This window comes from uncultured Limimaricola sp. (genome assembly GCF_964022235.1).
Classification (GTDB): Bacteria; Pseudomonadota; Alphaproteobacteria; order Rhodobacterales; family Rhodobacteraceae; genus Limimaricola.
On the sequence record NZ_CAXHZL010000002.1, the window covers coordinates 58139 to 75524 of the forward strand.

The 17386-nt window shown below is 62.8% G+C and carries 17 protein-coding genes and 3 pseudogenes; 6 read left to right on the top strand and 14 right to left on the bottom strand.

Annotated elements, in window-relative coordinates; translation table 11 throughout:
* Nucleotides 1-20: 20 nt before the first annotated feature.
* The 6 genes from AADJ02_RS02740 to AADJ02_RS02765 form a co-directional block, all read right to left on the bottom strand.
* On the bottom strand, nt 21-1550 hold the full coding sequence (locus AADJ02_RS02740) for an acyl--CoA ligase (protein WP_341211462.1): 1530 nt from the start codon (nt 1548-1550) through the stop codon (nt 21-23).
* A gap of 39 nt (nt 1551-1589) precedes the next feature.
* Entirely contained in the window at nt 1590-2342 is a 753-nt protein-coding gene (locus tag AADJ02_RS02745) for an ABC transporter permease subunit (protein WP_341211463.1), read from the bottom strand.
* 5 nt (nt 2343-2347) lie between these two features.
* Nucleotides 2348-3148 carry an ABC transporter ATP-binding protein gene (locus AADJ02_RS02750; RefSeq protein WP_341211464.1) on the bottom strand — a complete coding sequence of 267 codons (801 nt, stop codon included), beginning with the start codon at nt 3146-3148 and terminating at the stop codon, nt 2348-2350.
* On the bottom strand, nt 3135-3908 hold the full coding sequence (locus tag AADJ02_RS02755; protein ID WP_341211465.1) for an ABC transporter permease subunit: 774 nt from the start codon (nt 3906-3908) through the stop codon (nt 3135-3137). The genes AADJ02_RS02750 and AADJ02_RS02755 overlap by 14 nt, the downstream gene beginning before the upstream one ends.
* Before the next feature lie 75 nt (nt 3909-3983).
* Entirely contained in the window at nt 3984-4946 is a 963-nt protein-coding gene (locus AADJ02_RS02760; protein ID WP_341211466.1) for an ABC transporter substrate-binding protein, read from the bottom strand.
* 92 nt (nt 4947-5038) lie between these two features.
* Nucleotides 5039-5758 carry a FadR/GntR family transcriptional regulator gene (locus tag AADJ02_RS02765; RefSeq protein WP_341211467.1) on the bottom strand — a complete coding sequence of 240 codons (720 nt, stop codon included), beginning with the start codon at nt 5756-5758 and terminating at the stop codon, nt 5039-5041.
* 141 nt (nt 5759-5899) lie between these two features.
* Here AADJ02_RS02765 and AADJ02_RS02770 point away from each other — a divergent pair, with 141 nt between their 5' ends.
* The 4 genes from AADJ02_RS02770 (at nt 5900) to AADJ02_RS02785 (ending at nt 9551) form a co-directional block, all read left to right on the top strand.
* Nucleotides 5900-6583 (top strand): fumarylacetoacetate hydrolase family protein, encoded by a 684-nt coding sequence (locus tag AADJ02_RS02770; protein ID WP_341211468.1) that lies wholly within the window; start codon nt 5900-5902, stop codon nt 6581-6583.
* A gap of 859 nt (nt 6584-7442) precedes the next feature.
* The gene (locus AADJ02_RS02775) at nt 7443-8138 is read left to right on the top strand and encodes an IS1595 family transposase (protein WP_341211469.1); all 696 of its coding nucleotides are present in this window, start codon (nt 7443-7445) and stop codon (nt 8136-8138) included.
* A 120-nt stretch (nt 8139-8258) separates the two neighbouring features.
* Complete coding sequence (locus AADJ02_RS02780) at nt 8259-8750, top strand: NUDIX domain-containing protein (protein ID WP_341211470.1); 492 nt, start codon at nt 8259-8261, stop codon at nt 8748-8750.
* 189 nt (nt 8751-8939) lie between these two features.
* Nucleotides 8940-9551, top strand: a complete 612-nt coding sequence (locus AADJ02_RS02785; protein ID WP_341211471.1) for a hypothetical protein — start codon at nt 8940-8942, stop codon at nt 9549-9551.
* Nucleotides 9552-9891: 340 nt separating this feature from the next.
* Here the strand turns inward: AADJ02_RS02785 and AADJ02_RS02790 are convergent, their stop codons facing one another.
* The 3 genes from AADJ02_RS02790 to AADJ02_RS02800 all read right to left on the bottom strand — a co-directional run bounded on the left by AADJ02_RS02790 (nt 9892) and on the right by AADJ02_RS02800 (nt 12690).
* Complete coding sequence (locus tag AADJ02_RS02790; RefSeq protein ID WP_341211472.1) at nt 9892-11196, bottom strand: Gfo/Idh/MocA family oxidoreductase; 1305 nt, start codon at nt 11194-11196, stop codon at nt 9892-9894.
* Between the two features lie 616 nt (nt 11197-11812).
* Nucleotides 11813-11995: a hypothetical protein gene (locus AADJ02_RS02795; protein ID WP_341211473.1), complete on the bottom strand. Its 183-nt coding sequence runs from the start codon at nt 11993-11995 to the stop codon at nt 11813-11815.
* Between the two features lie 140 nt (nt 11996-12135).
* A complete protein-coding gene (locus AADJ02_RS02800; protein ID WP_341211474.1) occupies nt 12136-12690 on the bottom strand; it encodes a gluconokinase in 555 nt (184 codons plus the stop codon).
* Between the two features lie 97 nt (nt 12691-12787).
* On the opposite strand from AADJ02_RS02800, the gene AADJ02_RS02805 reads away from it, so the two are divergent.
* Nucleotides 12788-13000 (top strand): LacI family DNA-binding transcriptional regulator, encoded by a 213-nt coding sequence (locus tag AADJ02_RS02805; protein ID WP_341211475.1) that lies wholly within the window; start codon nt 12788-12790, stop codon nt 12998-13000.
* Nucleotides 13001-13509: 509 nt separating this feature from the next.
* On the opposite strand, the gene AADJ02_RS02810 is transcribed toward AADJ02_RS02805, so the two are convergent.
* The 5 genes and pseudogenes from AADJ02_RS02810 to AADJ02_RS02830 form a co-directional block, all read right to left on the bottom strand.
* Nucleotides 13510-14517 (bottom strand): aldo/keto reductase, encoded by a 1008-nt coding sequence (locus tag AADJ02_RS02810; protein ID WP_341211476.1) that lies wholly within the window; start codon nt 14515-14517, stop codon nt 13510-13512.
* A gap of 61 nt (nt 14518-14578) precedes the next feature.
* Entirely contained in the window at nt 14579-15040 is a 462-nt protein-coding gene (locus AADJ02_RS02815; RefSeq protein ID WP_341211834.1) for a hypothetical protein, read from the bottom strand.
* Nucleotides 15041-15045: 5 nt separating this feature from the next.
* A pseudogene (locus AADJ02_RS02820) lies at nt 15046-15261 on the bottom strand (ATP-binding cassette domain-containing protein); the annotation flags it as partial.
* A gap of 11 nt (nt 15262-15272) precedes the next feature.
* A pseudogene (locus tag AADJ02_RS02825) lies at nt 15273-15581 on the bottom strand (ABC transporter permease subunit); the annotation flags it as partial.
* Nucleotides 15574-16379 (bottom strand): annotated as a pseudogene (locus AADJ02_RS02830) (sugar ABC transporter permease); the annotation flags it as partial. The pseudogenes AADJ02_RS02830 and AADJ02_RS02825, both read right to left, overlap by 8 nt.
* A 570-nt stretch (nt 16380-16949) precedes the next feature.
* On the opposite strand from AADJ02_RS02830, the gene AADJ02_RS02835 reads away from it, so the two are divergent.
* Entirely contained in the window at nt 16950-17291 is a 342-nt protein-coding gene (locus tag AADJ02_RS02835; protein WP_341211477.1) for a hypothetical protein, read from the top strand.
* Nucleotides 17292-17386 lie beyond the last annotated feature (95 nt).

Consider the following 17386-nt stretch of genomic DNA (forward strand, 5'->3'; position numbering starts at 1 on the left):
ATCCCCCGCCCCGACCGCGGTCAGGCCCCCAGTCCCAGCTTTTCTGCCAAGCCGATCCGCTGCATCTTGCCGGTGGCACCCTTGGGGATCTCGCCCAAGATGACGATCCGGCGAGGAACCTTGAACTCGGCCATTTGGGCAGCCGCGAAGCTACGGATGTCCTGTTCGGAGGCTGACTGGCCCTCTCTCAGGACCACCGCTGCCGCGACCTCTTCGCCCAGTTTCTGGTGCGGCATGCCAAAGGTCACGACCTGCAAAATCGCGGGGTGGTCCATCAGCACGCCGTCCACTTCGAGCGGGCTGATCTTCTCGCCGCCGCGATTGATGATCTCCTTGAGCCGTCCGGTCAGCCGCAGGTAGCCCTCGGGATCGAGCGCTCCCTGGTCACCGGTGCGGAACCAACGTCGTCCCTCGGCCTCGAAAAAGCTGGTGCGGTTGGCCTCGGGGTTGTTCTCGTAGCCCGAGGTCACATTGTCACCCGAGATCACCACCTCCCCGGTTCCCTCGACCAGACGATCCTCGGCCTCATCGGCGATCCGAAGCAGCGGACCTGCGGCGATACCGACCGAGCCGGGCTTCTGGGCGCGAGGCGGCAGCGGGTTGCAGGCCATCTGGTGCGTCGCCTCGGTCATCCCGTAGGCCTCGATCACCGGCGCTGCAAAAGTCTCTGACAGTGCCTGCATGACCTGGGCCGGGAGCGAGGCCGAAGAGGAGCGGACGAAGCGCAGCGGCGTTGCGGCGATGACGTCGGCGTTGCGCGACGCCCGCGACAAGATTGCCTGGTGCATCGTCGGCACGGCGCTGTACCAGGTCGGTCGCGCCATCTCTATCCACCCGAAGAATCGCAGCGCGTCGAAGCCCGGCGCGCACCAGATCGACGCCCCCGCCGAGAGCGAGGCCGTCACCGCAGCGATCAGCCCATGGATGTGAAAGAGCGGCATGACATTGAGGGCCCGATCCGACGAGGTGAGCGCCAGAGAGGCCGCGACATTGCGTGCCGAGGCATGAATATTGGCCTGCGACAGGGGCACGATCTTGGGCCGTGAGGTCGTCCCCGAAGTGTGCAGTATGAGCGCGGTGTCGCCGGGCTCTGGGGCCGCGGTTTCGGGCCGAGCGTCGGGATCGTCCGCGCCGGTGATTTCGAACTGTCCCGCCGGTGCGGCTGGGTCGGCATGCAGACGCAGGACCCGGATGCCACAGGCCTTCGCCGCTGCGACCGCCGGCCCCTCCTCGTGTGCCGCAACGACCAGCGCCTTGGCACGCAGATCTCGAAGGTAGAAAGAGAACTCGTCCTGCTGGTAGGCCGGGTTCAGCGGCGCCGTGGTAGCGGCCTGCGCGATTGTCATGAAGGCCGCCGCCATCTCCGGCCCGTTGGGCAGAACGATCGCCACCCGGTCCTGCCTCCCGATGCCCAGGGCATGCAGCTGCCTGGCCACCAGCGACGATAGCCCTCGCAGCTCTCCGTAGGACATCCACTCCCGATCTGGAGCGCCGATTGCCGGCGCCGAAGCCTCGTGGTCCTGCAAAAGTGCGGCAAGCGTCAAAGTCATGTCGATGTCCTTTAAAAACACGGAGAGCGGCGGCGAAGATCAGCGGGAAGCGGCGTAGTAGGCGACCTTGCGCTCGAGAAACGCGAGAAACTCAGAGAGCGTGAACGCCAGCGCGAAAAGCACGATCAACACGGCCCAGAACTCTGCCATGAGGAAGTTGCTCGAATAGAGTTCGAACAAGGCGCCGAACCCCACGATCGAGATCAGCAGCTGGCCGATGATTACCCCTTTCACGGCGCGGATCACGCCAATCCGCACCCCGCCGAGGATTTCGGGCAGCGCCGCCCAGAAGTAGATCTTGAAAAAGGCGTCCAGGGGCGAGGCGCCGAAGCTGCGTGACATCTCCACCAGCGAGCGGTTGATGTTACGCACCCCCGCCCGCGCGTTGAGGATGATGATCCAAACCGCGAAGAGCGCCGTGGTGATGATGATCGTCTTGGTCCCGAAGCCAAACAGAACCATCAGCACCGGCACCAGCGCCGTGAGCGGCGCGCTGAGGAAGATGTTCACCCAAGGCAGCAGCAGCTCGTCGAGCAGTCGGCTCTTGCCCATCAGGATGCCGACCGGGATGCCGATCACGATTGCCGAGATTACGCCCACCCAAAAGGCATAGGCGGTGGTGGATAGCGCCCTGAGAAAGGCCGGGGTTTGGACGAGACCGAAGAGAGTGACGAACACTTCCGACAACGGCGGCACGAAAAAGGTCAGGTCGAGTTGCCCGACGATTTCCCACAACAGCCCCCAGACCAGCAAGGACGACATCATCGGCAGCTTGTATCCATGAATGGTCATCGGGCTCACTCCACGTAGCTGCGCAGCGACGCCCAGATCTCATCGACGATGTCGAGATATTCGGGGTCGCGGCGGATGCTGCCCAGCCCTTGGGCTCGCGAGATCGAGGGCCGGATGATTTCGTGGACACGGCTCGGACGCGGAAGCAGGATCGCGATCTGGTCCGAGACATAGACCGCTTCTTCGATAGAATGGGTGACGAAGATGAAGGTCTTGTTCTCGTTCTGCACCAGCGCGATCAAGTCCTCCTGGAACTTGCGTCGGGTCTGTTCGTCGACCGCCGAGAAGGGCTCATCCAAAAGCAGCACTTGCGCGTCGACCGACAACGCCCGCGCCAGCCCGACCCTTTGCCGCATGCCGCCAGACAACTCGTGCGGATAGCTCTTCTCGAATCCCGCAAGGCCGACCTCGCGGATATACTTCTCGGCCTTGGCCTCGCGCTCCGAGCGGGCGACGCCGCGCAGTTCGAGCCCGAAGGCCACGTTGCGGATCACGCTGGCCCAAGGCAGCAGTGCAAAATCCTGAAACACGAAGGCTCGGTCTGGCCCGGGCCCGACTACCGACTTGCCGCCGACTTCGATCGTGCCCGAGCTGGCCGGAAGAAGCCCCGCGATGATCTTCAACAGCGTCGTCTTCCCACAGCCCGAGGGCCCGAGGAGGGATGTCAGCTGCCCGCGCGGGAACTCGAGGGAGAGATCGCGCAGCGCCTCGACCTGGCCGTAGGACTTGGAGACGTTGCGGACGGAGACGGCACTGTCGGTGACCGGCATGGCGGCGGTTTCGATCTTCAAATCAATCTGAGACATAACCACGATCATTCCCTTCAAAGAGGTAGCTTTCGAGCTTTTCCAGTAGGTTGAGAAACAGTACCGCCAGAAGGATGATCGAGAAGATCGCGGCGTACATGCTTTCGTAATCCGCAATTGACCGGCTGTAGGTAATGATGTCGCCGACGCCGGTCGGCGTGATCTTCAGCTCTGACAGGATCGCCCCGATGAAGCCCGCCGACACGCCCAGTCGCAGGCCGGAGAAGATAATCGGAGATGCCGCCGGAATGATGACCTTGAGCAGGATATCACGGTCTTTCGCGAGAAAAGAGGTGGCCATCTGCGTGAGTGAGGCTGGCGTGTTGCGCACCGCGCCGCTGGTGTTGAGCACGATCACGGGCATTGCCATGATGCATACGACGAAGACCTTAGAGGTCAGCCCGATGCCATAGATCATCACCAGGATCGGGATCAGCGCCGCCAGTGGCGCGGCCTGCATCACGACAAAGATCGGTGAGAATAGCCACTCCGACTTGAGATTTAGGCCGATCCACAGCCCCATGCCGATGCCCACGATCGCCGAGATGACGATGCCGATCAAAAGTGGTTTCAACGTTTCGGCATATGCCACGAAAATCGTGCCGTCGAACGTCATGCGCACCAGCGCGGCCATGGATTCCAAGAAAGTCGGAAAGGCATAGCTTACCGGGATCCGCCCAGCGATCTCCCAGGTGCCGAAGACTAGTACGGCGGACAGCAGTTTCAGCAATAGCGAACGATGGCTTTGGTATCGGTCCATGCGGCGATCCTCACAAGGATGTCTCGAAGGCCGTCCAGCCGCGTCCGCGGCCGGACGGGGCGATCAATCGCAGGGCTATTCGACAGCCTTGTCGAGCGGTGCGAAGTACCAATAATCCTCGAGTTTCATGGTAGCCGGATCGCCCTCGATCTGTCCCGCGGCGGCGTACCATTCCAGATCGGCCTGCGCGGCGACCCGGCCGCCGCCCTTGGGATCGTAAAGCCCACCCTCGACCGCTTCGGTGTAGAACTTGTCCAGCCCCGCCAGCACTTCGGCCGGCAGCTCGCCGATCGGACCGTCCGGATCGGTCTCGCGGCTGATGATCGTCGGATCCTCGGCCATGTCGCGCCAGACGCTGGCCAATGCGGAAACGAAGATATCGACCGCCTCTTCGTTGTTCTGCATCCACTCCAGGTTGGCGAACAGCGCCTCGTCGCTGGCGTTGACCTCGAACATCGGCAACGCGGTGAACTTGTCGCCCGCCTCTTCAATGATCTTGTTCTTGTTGGCCAGGTCGAGGATCGTCGCCTGCGCCTGCCCTGCCAGCATGGCGACGACCCGGTTCGAGGAGCCCGGGACATAAGAGCGCTTGCCAAGGGTTATGCCTTCGCGATCCTCGATGACATTGGCGATCGAGTCCGTGCCACCACCGCGCGAATGCAGCAGGATCGGCTGGCCATCCAGATCGGCGAGGGTCTGATACTCCTTTGTCGCGACAGGAAAGAAGACCAGCTTGGAAAGCTGGAAGATGATCCGCAACGGCGCCCGCGAGCGCTGCATTGCCGAGTAAGGCGTGCCGAACCCGACATCCATCTGCCCCGACAGCACGGCTTGGATTGCAAGCTCCTCGTCGGAGAAGGCGGTCCACTCGTAGTCGAGCCCGTTCGCGCGTGCACGGTCCAGTGCGACGAAGAAGGCCGCCATTTCGTCCGACGGGGTCTCCGCCAACGCAATACGGATCGTTTCGGCCTGCGCGGCCGAGGCTGCGAGTGCTCCTGCGAAAACGGCGCCTACCAGTTTCCTGGTGATCTTAGTCATTGAAGTCCCTCCCTGAAAAAAACAGTTCCGCAATCCGCTGATCCGACGCCTTGGGGCGTTCTCATTCTGCCGACCCTCTCCGACCTGCCCTCTCAGCCCACCTCGAAGAGCCTTGCCGAGACAGAACGCAAATGCGTGCGCATCGCCTCGTAGGCAGCCTGGGGGTCATGATCCCGGATCGCAGCGACCAGTACCTCGTGCTCGGCAAAGCTGACGTGCTCGCGCGACGGCCGCGCCGTCCGGCGGGTCACGTTGCCCACAGCCACGGCACGTCGCACCTGGTTGAGCTGATCGAAAAGATACAACAGCAGCGGATTGTCGGCGGCCTCCGCCACGGCGCGGTGCAGAAGGTCGTCCTGCTTCTCATATGCGCGCCAGGTTTCGGCGGAATAAGCCGCCTGCTGGGCCATTTCCATCTGAGCAATATCGTCAGCCGAAGCATTGATCGCTGCTTCCCGCGCTATTGCGGGTTCGATCGCCACCCGCGCCCGCATCATCCGGAAAGGGGTTAGCTTGCGCCCGAGATCGACCAGCGCGTCGGGAGGCTCAACCTCGGTATCCTGCGATACGAAGGTACCACGCCCCACATGGCGCCAGATCACCCCCTCGCGCTCGAGTACGTCGAGCGCCTTGCGCAGCGTCGAGCGCGACAATCCGAGATCATCCGTCAGCTTGCGTTCTGGCGGCAGCTTGGCACCGGGGCCGTATCCGCCTCGCGCCACATACTCGCGCAACTGAACAGTAGGATCGCTGGGCTGGTCACTATTCGCCACGGCAATGTCACTCCGAATTGGTTGACCAATATCTACCATTGATCCCGATTCTGGTCAAGTTTTATCGCAATCAATGTGCAATTGGTTAATTTATAGGCCTCTCATCGTGATTGATTTCTATTGATCGCGGTCATTGCGCCAGCTAGGGTTATCTCGAATCCCAGCTCAGCGAGGCTAGACATGACCGACTTCGTTATCCCGACCCCGCCTGTCCCGGCCATCCCCACGTCTGAGGGGGGACAGTTTCCGGTCCGCCGCGTCTATTGCATTGGCCGAAACTTCGCTGCTCATGCGGTCGAGATGGGTCATGATCCTGACCGCGAACCGCCTTTCTTTTTCCAGAAGAACCCCAACAACCTCGATGCTTCGGGCGAGTTTCCCTACCCGCCGCACAGCAACGACGTGCATCACGAGGTCGAGCTTCTGGTGGCCCTTAAATCCGGCGGTGAAAACATCGCCGTCGAAAGTGCGCTTGATCACGTCTGGGGCTACGGAGTGTCTCTCGACATGACCCGGCGCGACCTGCAGGGCAACGCAAAGAAGATGGGCCGCCCTTGGGAGATCGGCAAAGCATTCGAGCGCTCCGGCCCTGTCGCTCCCCTAATCCCGGTGGAGCAGACCGGCCACCCCGACCAAGGCCGCATCGAACTGAAGGTCAACGACAAATTGGTGCAGGAAGGCGATCTGAACCAGATGATCTGGAAGGTGCCAGAGATGATCTCCTACCTTTCAGAATACTTCGACCTCGCTGCAGGGGATGTGATCATGGCAGGCACGCCCTCTGGCGTCGGCGCCATTTCGCGTGGCGACACCATGCAGGCAAGTATTGAAGGACTTGGAACCCTGTCCGTACAGGTGGTCTGAGCAGCCCCACGTTTCGCCCGACCCTATGCAACCTTACCTCAGCCGGCCACAGATCGTGGCCGGCTTTGCCTTGCTATCGCATGGCTCTGAGGCGGCAACCGCCATCGCTATGCGACGCATTCGAGCGCGGCGGGTTCGTTATGGACATGAGCACTCAGGAGAAGGAACCGCTGTATTCCAGGGCCCCTGAACATGACTGGGGCGCTTCACACGGAGCTGTCACACCATGGTACTGGATGACGGGGATCTCGGACGGCCTGCTCTCGATAGAGGGCGGCATGATGGCAATAAACCATGTCTTCCGAAGAGGCGTCGTCTATACGTAGCGCCGTCGACTACCTCGCACGCTGGTCAGGCGTGGAGCGCCTGCCGTAATGTAGTTGAGCTTACAAACCTGTGGATTACCGGCCGCCAGGCGCCTTGCCGCCATTGCGACAGCGCAGAGCGAAGCTGTATTTTGGGCCATGGAACACGAAAACCTTGGGGGTGTCCGCAAATCGAGTTGGTAGACTTCGTTCTGTGAAGAAAGAGCCTATATTCATCCGCTTTTCTGCGGAGGATGCCCTTGCTTCACCACGACTTTCGCCGTCTCCTGGCCGCCGTCGATGGGCTGAACCCAGCTCAAATCGAAGACCCACAATCCAAGATTCGCGTTCTCCGGCGAAGGTCGGAGGCGATCTCATAGATCGAGGCCCGGACGAACCGAGAATGCAGCTGCCCACACTGCGGCGACGGCAGGCGACAGAAATGGGGATGCACGCGCATCCAAGTCCAGCGCTACCGATGCGGCGGCTGCTAGAAGACCTACTCCGGCCGAACAGGCTCCGCCATCGGTCGCATACACAGACCTGACCTGTTCATGGCCGCGCGTCGAGACATGCTCGGGGATGCGGCTCCGCAGTCGGTGCGCAAGCTCGCAGACCGCCTTGGTCTCAACAAATACACTATCTGGCGTTGGCGACTGCTCATGTTTTCGATCATTGGAAGCAGCTCTAACGCGAGCTTCACTGGAATCGTCGAGGCTGACGAGACCTATCAACAGGAGTCGCGGAAAGGATCTCGGGAATGGGTCCGCTACTTCGCTGACCCCAAGACCGTCGTGAAACCTCCGAGGCATAGATGGGAGGACTATACGACCAAGGGCTTGAAGAAGATGCGGGGCCTGTCCAGATGGCAGCTTCCTATCCTGACGGTCGCCGACCGCAGCGGGACGCGCCACTTTCAACGCCTGCCTAATCACGGTGGCAAAACCTTGGTGCGAGCGATGCTGCCTCTGGTCTCTGCCGATATCGTGCTGTGCTCCGATGGCACCAAGCGATACAGGAAACTCGCTGCACGAGGTGCGATCGAACACGTCGTCGTTGGCAGTAAGGCGGGCACACGGGTGACAGCAGGTTGCTACCACATCCAGACTGTGAACTCGCTCCACGCTCGCTACAACAAGTTCATCAGGCCGTTCTGCGGGCCGGCCACCAAGTATCTTGGCGGGTACATACGCTGGCTGGAAGCGAGGCTGGCAGGGATGCGACCTGCGGACATCATGAAAGCCTCATGATGCGCCGCTATGATAGGCAGATGTCCGCTCCGAGCCTATATTGACGTATAAGGTTTCGTACGCAAATGTCCGCAAACTGTTCGGTTCAAGGTATTTTGCAATTTGCATAGGAGATATGTCATGCGGTTTTCCGAGAGCTATTTGGGGCAACTGCGATCTCTGGTCGGAAGCAGGTGCCTCCTGGCAATCGGTGCGCGCGTGTTGATCGAAGATTCTGCGGGTAGGTTTCTTTTAATTAAGCGAACAGACAGTGGCCTATGGGGCCTGCCAGGCGGGTCGATGGAATTGGGTGAATCTCTGATGGACGTGGTCTTTCGAGAGGCCATGGAAGAGGCAAACGCAACTATAGAAAAAGTCACCGCATTCGGCTTGTCTTCAGACCCAAACGTAGAGCAGCACACTTATCCGAATGGGGATCAGCTGCAAAATATCTCCCTGCTCGCGCATGGCTATATATCAAATTCTGACTATGCCGCCGATGGCGGCGAAGCATCTGAAATCAAGTTTTTTAGCTATGAAGATATTGATAGAGATAGCTTCGTGGCGACCGAATACCCTACGTTCTCACACTGGCAGGCGTTTAGGGACACGGGAGCGTTTCAGATTGTTTGACCGTTTGCGGCAAATACAAACTGGTGTCAGTGACATGAGAGATCCTATTTCTGCGGTGGCATAGCGATAGCTGGTCTGGAAATGGAGGAGATTGTCGCCGGGTATTTTGCGTTGTTTGCGCAGATAAGCGATCCAGATGGCAATACGGTGATTCTGGCAAAGCCGAAGTAGTAGCTGTGACCTCAAGCTTTGCCCGGACAGCCGACCAACACGGTTTGCGGACACCCCCAAAACCTTTCCCCCGAAGAGGCCCGGCGTCTGCTGGAGCACAGCCTGCGCGACGCGCAGGCTCAGATTGCAAAGCATGAGCTCCTCGCCCTCGCAGATGGCACGCCGAACGCAGTCGAGGCGGGACAACGCGCCGATCTCGTGTCAGGACATGCGCATTGGCTGATGACGACGCATGGCCAGTTGGCACGCCTCGGCGAACAGGAATGGAAGTCGCTGGCGCAGGAGGGACTGAGCGAGAAGGCATGCAACTCTGTCGTCGCCCATATGGACGTTCTGCGGGACGCGTACTTTTCTCAATCATGGGCGGGCTTGATCGGTCGGAAGACCTCCGAGGCCATTGGCCGACGGAACCTGTCAGCCCTCGACCTGATCACTGCCCGCCAGATCATTCTAAAGGGGCGCGCTGCGGCTTATCTCGAAAGCGCAGCCGCGAACGCTTCCGACGACATCGACCCGGCGATCACTCTCGCTGCAGAATTCAGAAGGGAAGCAATGACCAGAGCCTATGCCCCTCCCAGCGCGGATCCTGCGATGGATCGCAGTGCCTGCCCCCCGTCAGCACCTCTGTGACATCTGAGTTGATTTTGTAACGGAGGGTTTCTGGCTCATCGCAACTATCAAGAAGGGGAGATAAGACAGAAACTCGAAACAGCCTAACAGACGCCGGAGTCGCTGGTGAGGGACATCCGTCGGCGCATGCGGAAGCACCATTCAGCCGATGAGAGGGTCCGCATCGTCCTTGATGCGCGCGATGTATGGACAGGGCACGGCGTCGCTTGGGGTCGAGCAGTTCGACCGGACTACCAGCATCGCCGATCTCTATCACCATTGCAGTATCAACGCCGCCTCGGTCGCCGAGACGGCTGAGTGCCGGGTGGCCGAACGCACTGTCTGGCACGGCGATGCCCAGTTAACCCGCTGCGAGGGCGAGGCAGTCCCGGTAGAGCCGCACCGCCTCGTCCTCGGCGATCTCCACGTCGGCAAATCGCAGGGCCGCGCCCTTGGCCACGGCCCGGCGCAAGGTGATCCCCTGTGCCAAGCCGATCGGAAGCACGTCGTCGCGCGCGGCCCGTGCGGCAGGCATCACCTGGCCCCAGACGGTATAGCCCCCCTCCCCGTCGAGCCGGTCGCCCCGCGCGAGGTCGCGCTTCGCGATGGCGGCGACGCTCGCGTGAAAGCCCGAAGCGGCGCCGGTGGCTTCGCCCCTGAGCGCGACCGAGAGCACCGAGGTCGCAAGCTCCAGACCGATCATATGAAAGGGCCGGTACATCGCGGCATAGCGCCCCGTCTCATCGGTCGGCAGGCCATATTGCCGAAAGCAGGCGGCGGCGTAGTCGCTTTGCGCCTCGATCACCACGTAGACGCCCCAGCGCAGGTCGCGAAACACGGGGCGGCCATCGCGCTCGAGGCTCGAAACCACCTCGACCATGCCCGTCCGCTCCAGCTGCCCCCCGATCTCGCGCGGCCGCAGCACGCGGGCGAGGTCATCCGCGCCGCAGGGCGGGAAGGCCAGCCCCTCTTCGGGCACCGAAAGCCCGGTGGCGTTGGCGATCGCCGCCGCCTCGATCGCGCTCTTGGTGCCGTCGAGAAACGAATTGAACATCTGCGGGTTCATCCCCGCCTTCTTCGCCTCCTCGGCCGTCAGACCGTAGTGTTCCCAGACCGCCTCGGGTGTCACCTCGTGATAACCCGGCAGATACTTCGTCCCCTTGCCCGCCGCGACAACCCGAAACCCGTTCGAGCGGGCCCAATCGACCATCTCGCAGACCAGCGCCGGCTGGTCGCCGAAGGCCATGGAATAGACCACGCCCGCCTCGGCGGCACGGCGCGCCAGCACGGGGCCAGCCAGCACATCGGCCTCGACGTTGACCATCACGACGTGGCGACCCGCGCCGATGGCAGCCAGCGCGTGGCGGATGCCCGCGCGTGGATGGCCGGTCGCCTCGATCACCACCTCGACCCCGTCCATCGCAGCAAGCGCAGCCCCGTCGGCGACAAAGCGCGTGGCTTCGATGCGGCCCTCGCTCCAACCCACTTCGCGGCAGGCGGCGCGGGCGCGATCGGGATCGAGATCGGCGATCGCCGCGACTTCGAGCCCTTCAACATGCGGCACCTGCGCCAAGAACATCGAGCCGAACTTGCCCGCGCCGATCAGACCGGCGGTCACGGGCCGCCCCTCCACCGCGCGCGCCGCGCAAAGCCTTGCCAGATTCATGGATGTCTCTCCTTCTCCCGGCGCGGAGTGAAGGCGAAAACCGCCGCCGGGTCCATGCGCTTTCATCGCCCAACTCGCTTCGAAACCCTGCCGCGGTCCTGCAATCATCGAGCGGTTGTGGAGATATGCGCCCCAGCTGGCTGACAGCACCCAGCCCGACAGCACGAGCCTTGAGTCTCAACAATTGGTTCGGCGCATTGAGAAGCTGCGGCGCGTTTGCAAAACACGCTGCCGATCCTGTCGCAAGCGGGGATCGCGGCTAGCGCCTCGTCAGCAATTCGGGAAGTCGACTAGGGTTGATACTTCGGTCGTGGGGGCCACCGCCGTAGTCTCGGGAAGCCCAGCCCCGTCTGCAGGCGGGTGGCCGTGCTTCCGCCTTGGCCGTGAATACCGCTTCGCGCCCGCAGCGCCCAAGGCCCTGGCCGCGCGATCGGCGCGCCCTTGTCACGGGGCGGCGCGATGTCGGTGTGATCCCTGGTCGCTTGGCCTTCTCCCTCGTTGTGGTGTGTTGCGACGTGGTCGCGCCGATGAAGTGCAGGCTGCAAGGCTCGACCAGCTCGTTCATCAGATCTGCGCCGCCGGCTTCCACGAAGTCGGACATCCGCCGTGGGTCGCCCTAAGCGCCAACGGGGTTGGCGATCGGGCCGCGGGCCGGGTCCTTGCCCGAGAAATACGAGCTGTCGGTGATGTGGCCATCAAGAATGCTGGCCGTGATCGCGTCCTGCGTCTCGTTGTGGGCAACGATGGCTTCGTTGGGAAGCATCGCGACCGCGATCCGGTCCTCGGGCATTTCGCTCACGCTCTCGACCCACTCTTTCTGAAGCGCGAAGTTGGGGTTGCCTGCGGGGTCGGACGACCGGAGGCAGAAGCTGTAGCCCTATGAGATGGCCACACCCGACAGGGGCAGCACTTTTGCGAGGGCGACGGTAAAGATCTTGGTTATAAAGTCTTGCTCGGAGTGTGTGCCTGCCCGGACCCGTCGGGTCCTCCCTGCAGGCGAGATGTAAGCTGTGTCAGCGCCTGTGCGACGATCTCGTCCGGCGCAGGCGCGACAGACACCGCTATGGCCCTCTCCTCGGGGGTGGGCGGCTCGAGTGCCTCGAACTGGCTGTCGAGCAGCGAGACCGGCATGTAATGCCCCTCGCGCTTGGCCATGCGGATGCGCAGCAGCGCGTAGTCGCCATCGAGATAGACGATGGGGAAATCGCCCAGGTGCCCACGCAGACGGTCGCGGTAAATGCGCTTGAGAGCGGAGCAGGCAAATATCGCGAAAGGTTCGGTCGAGGCCACCGCTTCGGCGACCCGGTCGAGCCAGCCCCAGCGCATGTCGTCCGTCAGCGGCTCTCCACGCGACATGGCGGCGACGTTTGCTTCGGGATGCAGATCGTCGGCATCGACATAAACGCCGCCCAGACGCTCTGCGAGGCCCTGCGCCACGGTGCTCTTGCCCGCGCCGCTCACGCCCATCACCAGAACCGGGGTCTGCTTGTCCACCGTGCCACCTCCTTTGCCGCAGCCACTCCTCGCCGCGACGATGACAGCGCTATCATTGGATGACAGCGCTGTCATCCGTCGAGGGGGGGGGAGCGATATGGCGAAACGGGTGACCTTGGCCGAGGTGACTGCACGGGCAGGCGTGTCGCCGATCAAGGTGAGCCGCGCGCTGAGATGGCCCGACACGGTCCAGCCAGAGACCCGGACGCGGATCGACGCGGCGGTGGCAATGCTGGGCTATGTGCCGGACCCGGCGGCGCGAGAGCTGGCCATGGGGCGCTCGGACGTGATCGGCGTGCTGATCCCCTAGGCCACCATCACGGTGTTCACCGACGTGCTGTCGGGCATCTACGACCGCCTCGCCGAGAGCCGCGCCGACGTCCAATACGGCATCACACGCTATGACTCCGCGATGAGGAAAACCTGCTCGGCGTGTTCCTGCGCCAGCGACCTGCCGGGCTCATCGTCGCGGGCATCGACCAGACCGAGGCGGCGCAGCGGCGTCTGGACCGGGCGGGCTGCCCGGTGGTGCCGGTGACGGAGACCTGACCCGACCCGGCCGACATGATGGTCGGGTTCTCGCACCACGATGCGGCGGCGGCGACAACGCGGCACCTGATCGCCAAGGCTACCGCCGCCCCGGGTTTCCCGGCGCACGGATGAATCCGCGCACGCAGCGCAGATTTACCGGGTTTCGCGCCGAAGCCGAGGCCGTCCTTCGTTCCGAAGTGCTGCCTTCGGAGGCCAAACCTTCAACCGGTGCGAGGCCGGATGATCAATCCGGCCTCGCGCCTTGGGCCTCACAGGCCCGGCATTCGCCTATCGCTTGTCAGGATGGCCAATTCTGTAGGGGTAGAGCGTTTCGGGCGCCGACACCTCGTCCAACGCCTGCATGTCGGCATCGCTTAGAGCCAAGCCCAGCGCGCCCAAGTTGTTCTCGAATTGGCCCATCGTGCGGGCGCCGAGGATCACCGAGGCCACCGAAGGCCGCCGCAGCAGCCAGGCCAGCGCCACCTGCGGCACGCTGGCACCATGCGCCGTGGCGATCCGCTCGACCTCGGCGATGATCGCCCAGTTGCGCGTCGTAGCGCGGCGCTCCCAACTTTCCTCGTAGTCGGTATTGGCTTCGGCCACGCGGCCCTCGCTGCGCGGGGCGCGGTCGGACGAGGTATACTTGCCGCTCAGAAAGCCGCCGCCCAGCGGCCCCCATGGCACCAGCCCCAGACCCTCGCTTTCCAGCAGGTCGCTGAACTCGTGCTCGATGTCTCGCAGCACGAGGCTGTACTGGTACTGCGCCGCTGACAGCGGCAGGAAGCCGCGCCGCTCGGCGATACCCTGCGCCTTCATCACCTGCCATGCCTTGAAGTTCGACACGCCCAGATAACGGATCTTGCCGCTGCTCACGAGGTCGTCGAAGGCGCGCAACGTCTCGTCGAGCGGAGTCAGCGGGTCCCAGCCATGCATGTAGAGGATGTCGATCCGATCGGTGTCGAGCCTCCGCAAGCTGGCCTCGACCGAGGCCATGACATGATGCCGCGACAGGCCGACCTCGTTGATCCCATCGCCCATCGGCCAGCGCAGCTTGGAAGCGACGATCAGCTCCTCGCGCTTGCCCTTCACGGCGCGGCCGACGATCTCTTCGGAAGTGCCGCCCGCATAGACGTTGGCGACATCGATATGGTTGCCGCCCGCATCGACGAAGGCATCGACCATGGTGCGGGACGTCGCCTCGTCGGTGCCCCGACTGCCGGTTTCTCCGAACAGCATCGTGCCCAGAGCCAGTTCGGACACCATGAGCCCGGAACGGCCAAGCCTGCGGTATTGCATGTAGTTCTCCTCGTTGAAGCTTTTCTGTGCCGCATCAGTTGGCGGCGCGCGGTGGTCCGCCCTACCCGGCCGCCCCGATGTGAAGATGCCCTTCGGCACCGACCTCGTACGGTGCCGGGTCCATCACATAGCCGTCGAACCTGTCCTTGCCACCACCTGCGAAGCCCTTGATGACCCAGCCCCGCTTCGATTCCAGAATCTGCGCCGCGTAGCGGCCGCATGGCAGGTCGCCGTCGAGAAAGCCCGGCGCCACAATCCATGGACCTCGAACGTTGTTTGCCGTGAGGTTGTGGTTGCCAGTGGCCGGCGGGGGACCCGCCTTGGCCTCGCGCGCCTCGGACCAATGCTCCTCGGCGGTGCAGAACAGGTAGTAATACCTGAAGCCCACATTGAAGATCTGCGGCACTTCAAGCTGGCCGTAGTGGCCCGCGACGACCGACGGCTGCAGCGTCCATACAAAGAGATCGGGCGAGGTGGCAAAACCGATGGCGCCACCGGCGTTGGCCTCCGTGATGCCGGACACGTGGGCGGCACGTCGTTGACCACCTCCCCGTCGATCTCGAGCGTGCTGCCGGAGATCTCCTCGAGCCCCGCGATCATCTGCAGCAAATTGAATTTGCCGCAGCCCGAGGGCCCGACGAAGACAACGAGCTCGCCCTTGCCGATCTCCAGATCGATGTTCTCGAGAACCTCGACCGACCCGCCATGGGTCCTAGCCACGTCCTTGAGTTTCAGCTCCGCCATGACGGATCTCCTCATTTTACGGAACCGGTCAGCAGCCGCGCGCGAGATAGCGTTGCAGGGAGGAGAACACCGCGAGCGGCACCGCGAGCGGCACGAAGACCGCGGTCGCAAGGATGCCCCCAGTCGCTGCCGCGCGAGCTTAGAAGGTCATCGGCGATCTTCACGGGCATCACCTTGGCCTCGTCCGAGGAGGGCAGTAAGGCCGTGGCGATCAAAAGGTCGTTTCGTGTCCAAAGAAACTGGAAGATCGCGAAGGCCGCGAGTGCCGGGAAGGACAGCGGCAGGGTGATCCTGATGAAGATCTGGAAGTCCGTTGCCCCCTGTCATCGCGTAGACGATGTCGAAGACCTTGAGCGTGAGAATGGTGATCGTGGCCCAGACCATGGTGATCGTGCCGGTGATCTGCGGTACCTAGATCTTCATAAGATCTGGAACGGGCTGGAACCGTCGAGGATCGCAGCCGCGATCGTCTCCTCCGGGATGCCGCACAGCGCGACCGAAAGGATCACCATGGCAAAGCCGGTCTGCACCCAGATCAGGATCACCATCAGGAAGATGTTGTTCCAGAACGACAGCTGCAGCACGTCGATCGGCGCAAGGCCGACCCAATCGCGCAGCGCGTTGATCAGGCCGATGTCCTCGTCGATGGCATAGACGAACTTCCAAATTAGTGAGGCGCCGACGAAGCGGATCGCCATCGGCATGAAGCTGATCGACCTAGCAATGTTGCCCCAGACAATCTCATCGGTGAGCTGGGCGATGGTCAGCCCGAGAATGGTAGAAGCGGCGGGCATGACTAGCGACCAGAGCACATTGTTCATGAAGGCCGTGCGAAACTCGCCCGATCCAATCAGCGAGGTGTAGTTGCCAATCCCGATGAATCCGTCGCCCGACTGGCTGCAGAGCAATCGGATGAACGAGCCGACCACCGGGTAGAGCAGGTAGAGCCCGAGTGCGAAAACCGTCGGAAACAGGATCAGCCAGGGCCGGATGCGCCCGGAGCGGTTGATGTTGCGCGAGGCGTGCGGCCCCTTTGCCGGGAACAGCACCCGGTCAAGAAACCGGTTCAAGAGATAGAGATGGGCGAAGCAACCGCCGACCCCGACTGCGATGGTCATGTGGCCCTGAAGCGCCGCATTCGTGGGCGAGCCCTTCCGTCACAAGGGCGCGGCGGACCTCGCTGCACAGGGACCACCGTCACAGGCCGAGAGGGCCCCCGTGACGACGGCGGTCACCGGAGCCCCGACGCGCGATTACTGGATCGCGTTCAAGCGCTCTTCGATTTTGTCGGCAAAGCCCTGAACATCGGCGCCGGTGGTGTAGTCCACCATGCCGGTTCAGGAGACGTTGGTGCCGATCTCGCCGTTACGACGCGCTTGCCCCCTACGGCGTGCCCTCATGAGCCTTTTCCAACCACGACGTGCCGCGCCATGTCAGAAGCTGGGCCGCCCATGCCGCAGACCCCGAGCGCTTTGCCACGCTGTGCTGTGAGCTGCTGCTGTCGCTGCCGGGCTCGGTCTGCCTCTATCAGGGCGAGGAGCTGGGCCTGCCGGTGCCGCCGCTCTCTCTCATGACGAGCTGGTCGCCCCCGAAGCCTGCACTTTTGGCCCGAGAACCCGGGTCGCGATGGGGCACGCACCCCGATGCCGAGGGAAGGCGACGCACCGAATGCCGGCCATTCGGCCGACATGAAAACATGGGTGCCGGTCAAGTCCGTGCATCAGGCGCCTGCCGTCTATGGCCAAAAGGACGCCCCGAACTCCGTGCTGTCACACTACCGGCGAATGCTCGACTGGCACCGGTCCGTTCCGGCGGCGACCGGCGATCAGATCACCTTTCTCGACACAGCCGAGCCGGTGCTCGCCTTCCGCACCTGTGAAACGCCTCACGGCTTCTATCTGGGACGAAAAAGCGCTTCGGTCACCGTTTCCAAAGCCATGGACACACAGATCCTCCAAAATGCGCGTCAGACCGATGGCATGCTTCGGCTGGGACCGAACGGCTTTCTGATTACGTGCCTTCAGGCCTAGGCGCGGCGTCATGCTTCATCGCGAGGCATAGCCTCGTCGCCCCATGATCGGGGCGGCGGACGTGCATCGGGGCCTTGCAGGTCGCGGCGGCTCCC

Coding starts and splice junctions, on each gene's coding strand:
- AADJ02_RS02740 (WP_341211462.1), bottom strand. CDS start 1,550: ATGACTTTGACGCTTGCCGCACTTTTGCAGGACCACGAGGCTTCGGCG.
- AADJ02_RS02745 (WP_341211463.1), bottom strand. CDS start 2,342: ATGACCATTCATGGATACAAGCTGCCGATGATGTCGTCCTTGCTGGTC.
- AADJ02_RS02750 (WP_341211464.1), bottom strand. CDS start 3,148: ATGTCTCAGATTGATTTGAAGATCGAAACCGCCGCCATGCCGGTCACC.
- AADJ02_RS02755 (WP_341211465.1), bottom strand. CDS start 3,908: ATGGACCGATACCAAAGCCATCGTTCGCTATTGCTGAAACTGCTGTCC.
- AADJ02_RS02760 (WP_341211466.1), bottom strand. CDS start 4,946: ATGACTAAGATCACCAGGAAACTGGTAGGCGCCGTTTTCGCAGGAGCA.
- AADJ02_RS02765 (WP_341211467.1), bottom strand. CDS start 5,758: ATGGTAGATATTGGTCAACCAATTCGGAGTGACATTGCCGTGGCGAAT.
- AADJ02_RS02770 (WP_341211468.1), top strand. CDS start 5,900: ATGACCGACTTCGTTATCCCGACCCCGCCTGTCCCGGCCATCCCCACG.
- AADJ02_RS02775 (WP_341211469.1), top strand. CDS start 7,443: ATGGCCGCGCGTCGAGACATGCTCGGGGATGCGGCTCCGCAGTCGGTG.
- AADJ02_RS02780 (WP_341211470.1), top strand. CDS start 8,259: ATGCGGTTTTCCGAGAGCTATTTGGGGCAACTGCGATCTCTGGTCGGA.
- AADJ02_RS02790 (WP_341211472.1), bottom strand. CDS start 11,196: ATGAATCTGGCAAGGCTTTGCGCGGCGCGCGCGGTGGAGGGGCGGCCC.
- AADJ02_RS02805 (WP_341211475.1), top strand. CDS start 12,788: ATGGCGAAACGGGTGACCTTGGCCGAGGTGACTGCACGGGCAGGCGTG.
- AADJ02_RS02810 (WP_341211476.1), bottom strand. CDS start 14,517: ATGCAATACCGCAGGCTTGGCCGTTCCGGGCTCATGGTGTCCGAACTG.
- AADJ02_RS02835 (WP_341211477.1), top strand. CDS start 16,950: ATGAAAACATGGGTGCCGGTCAAGTCCGTGCATCAGGCGCCTGCCGTC.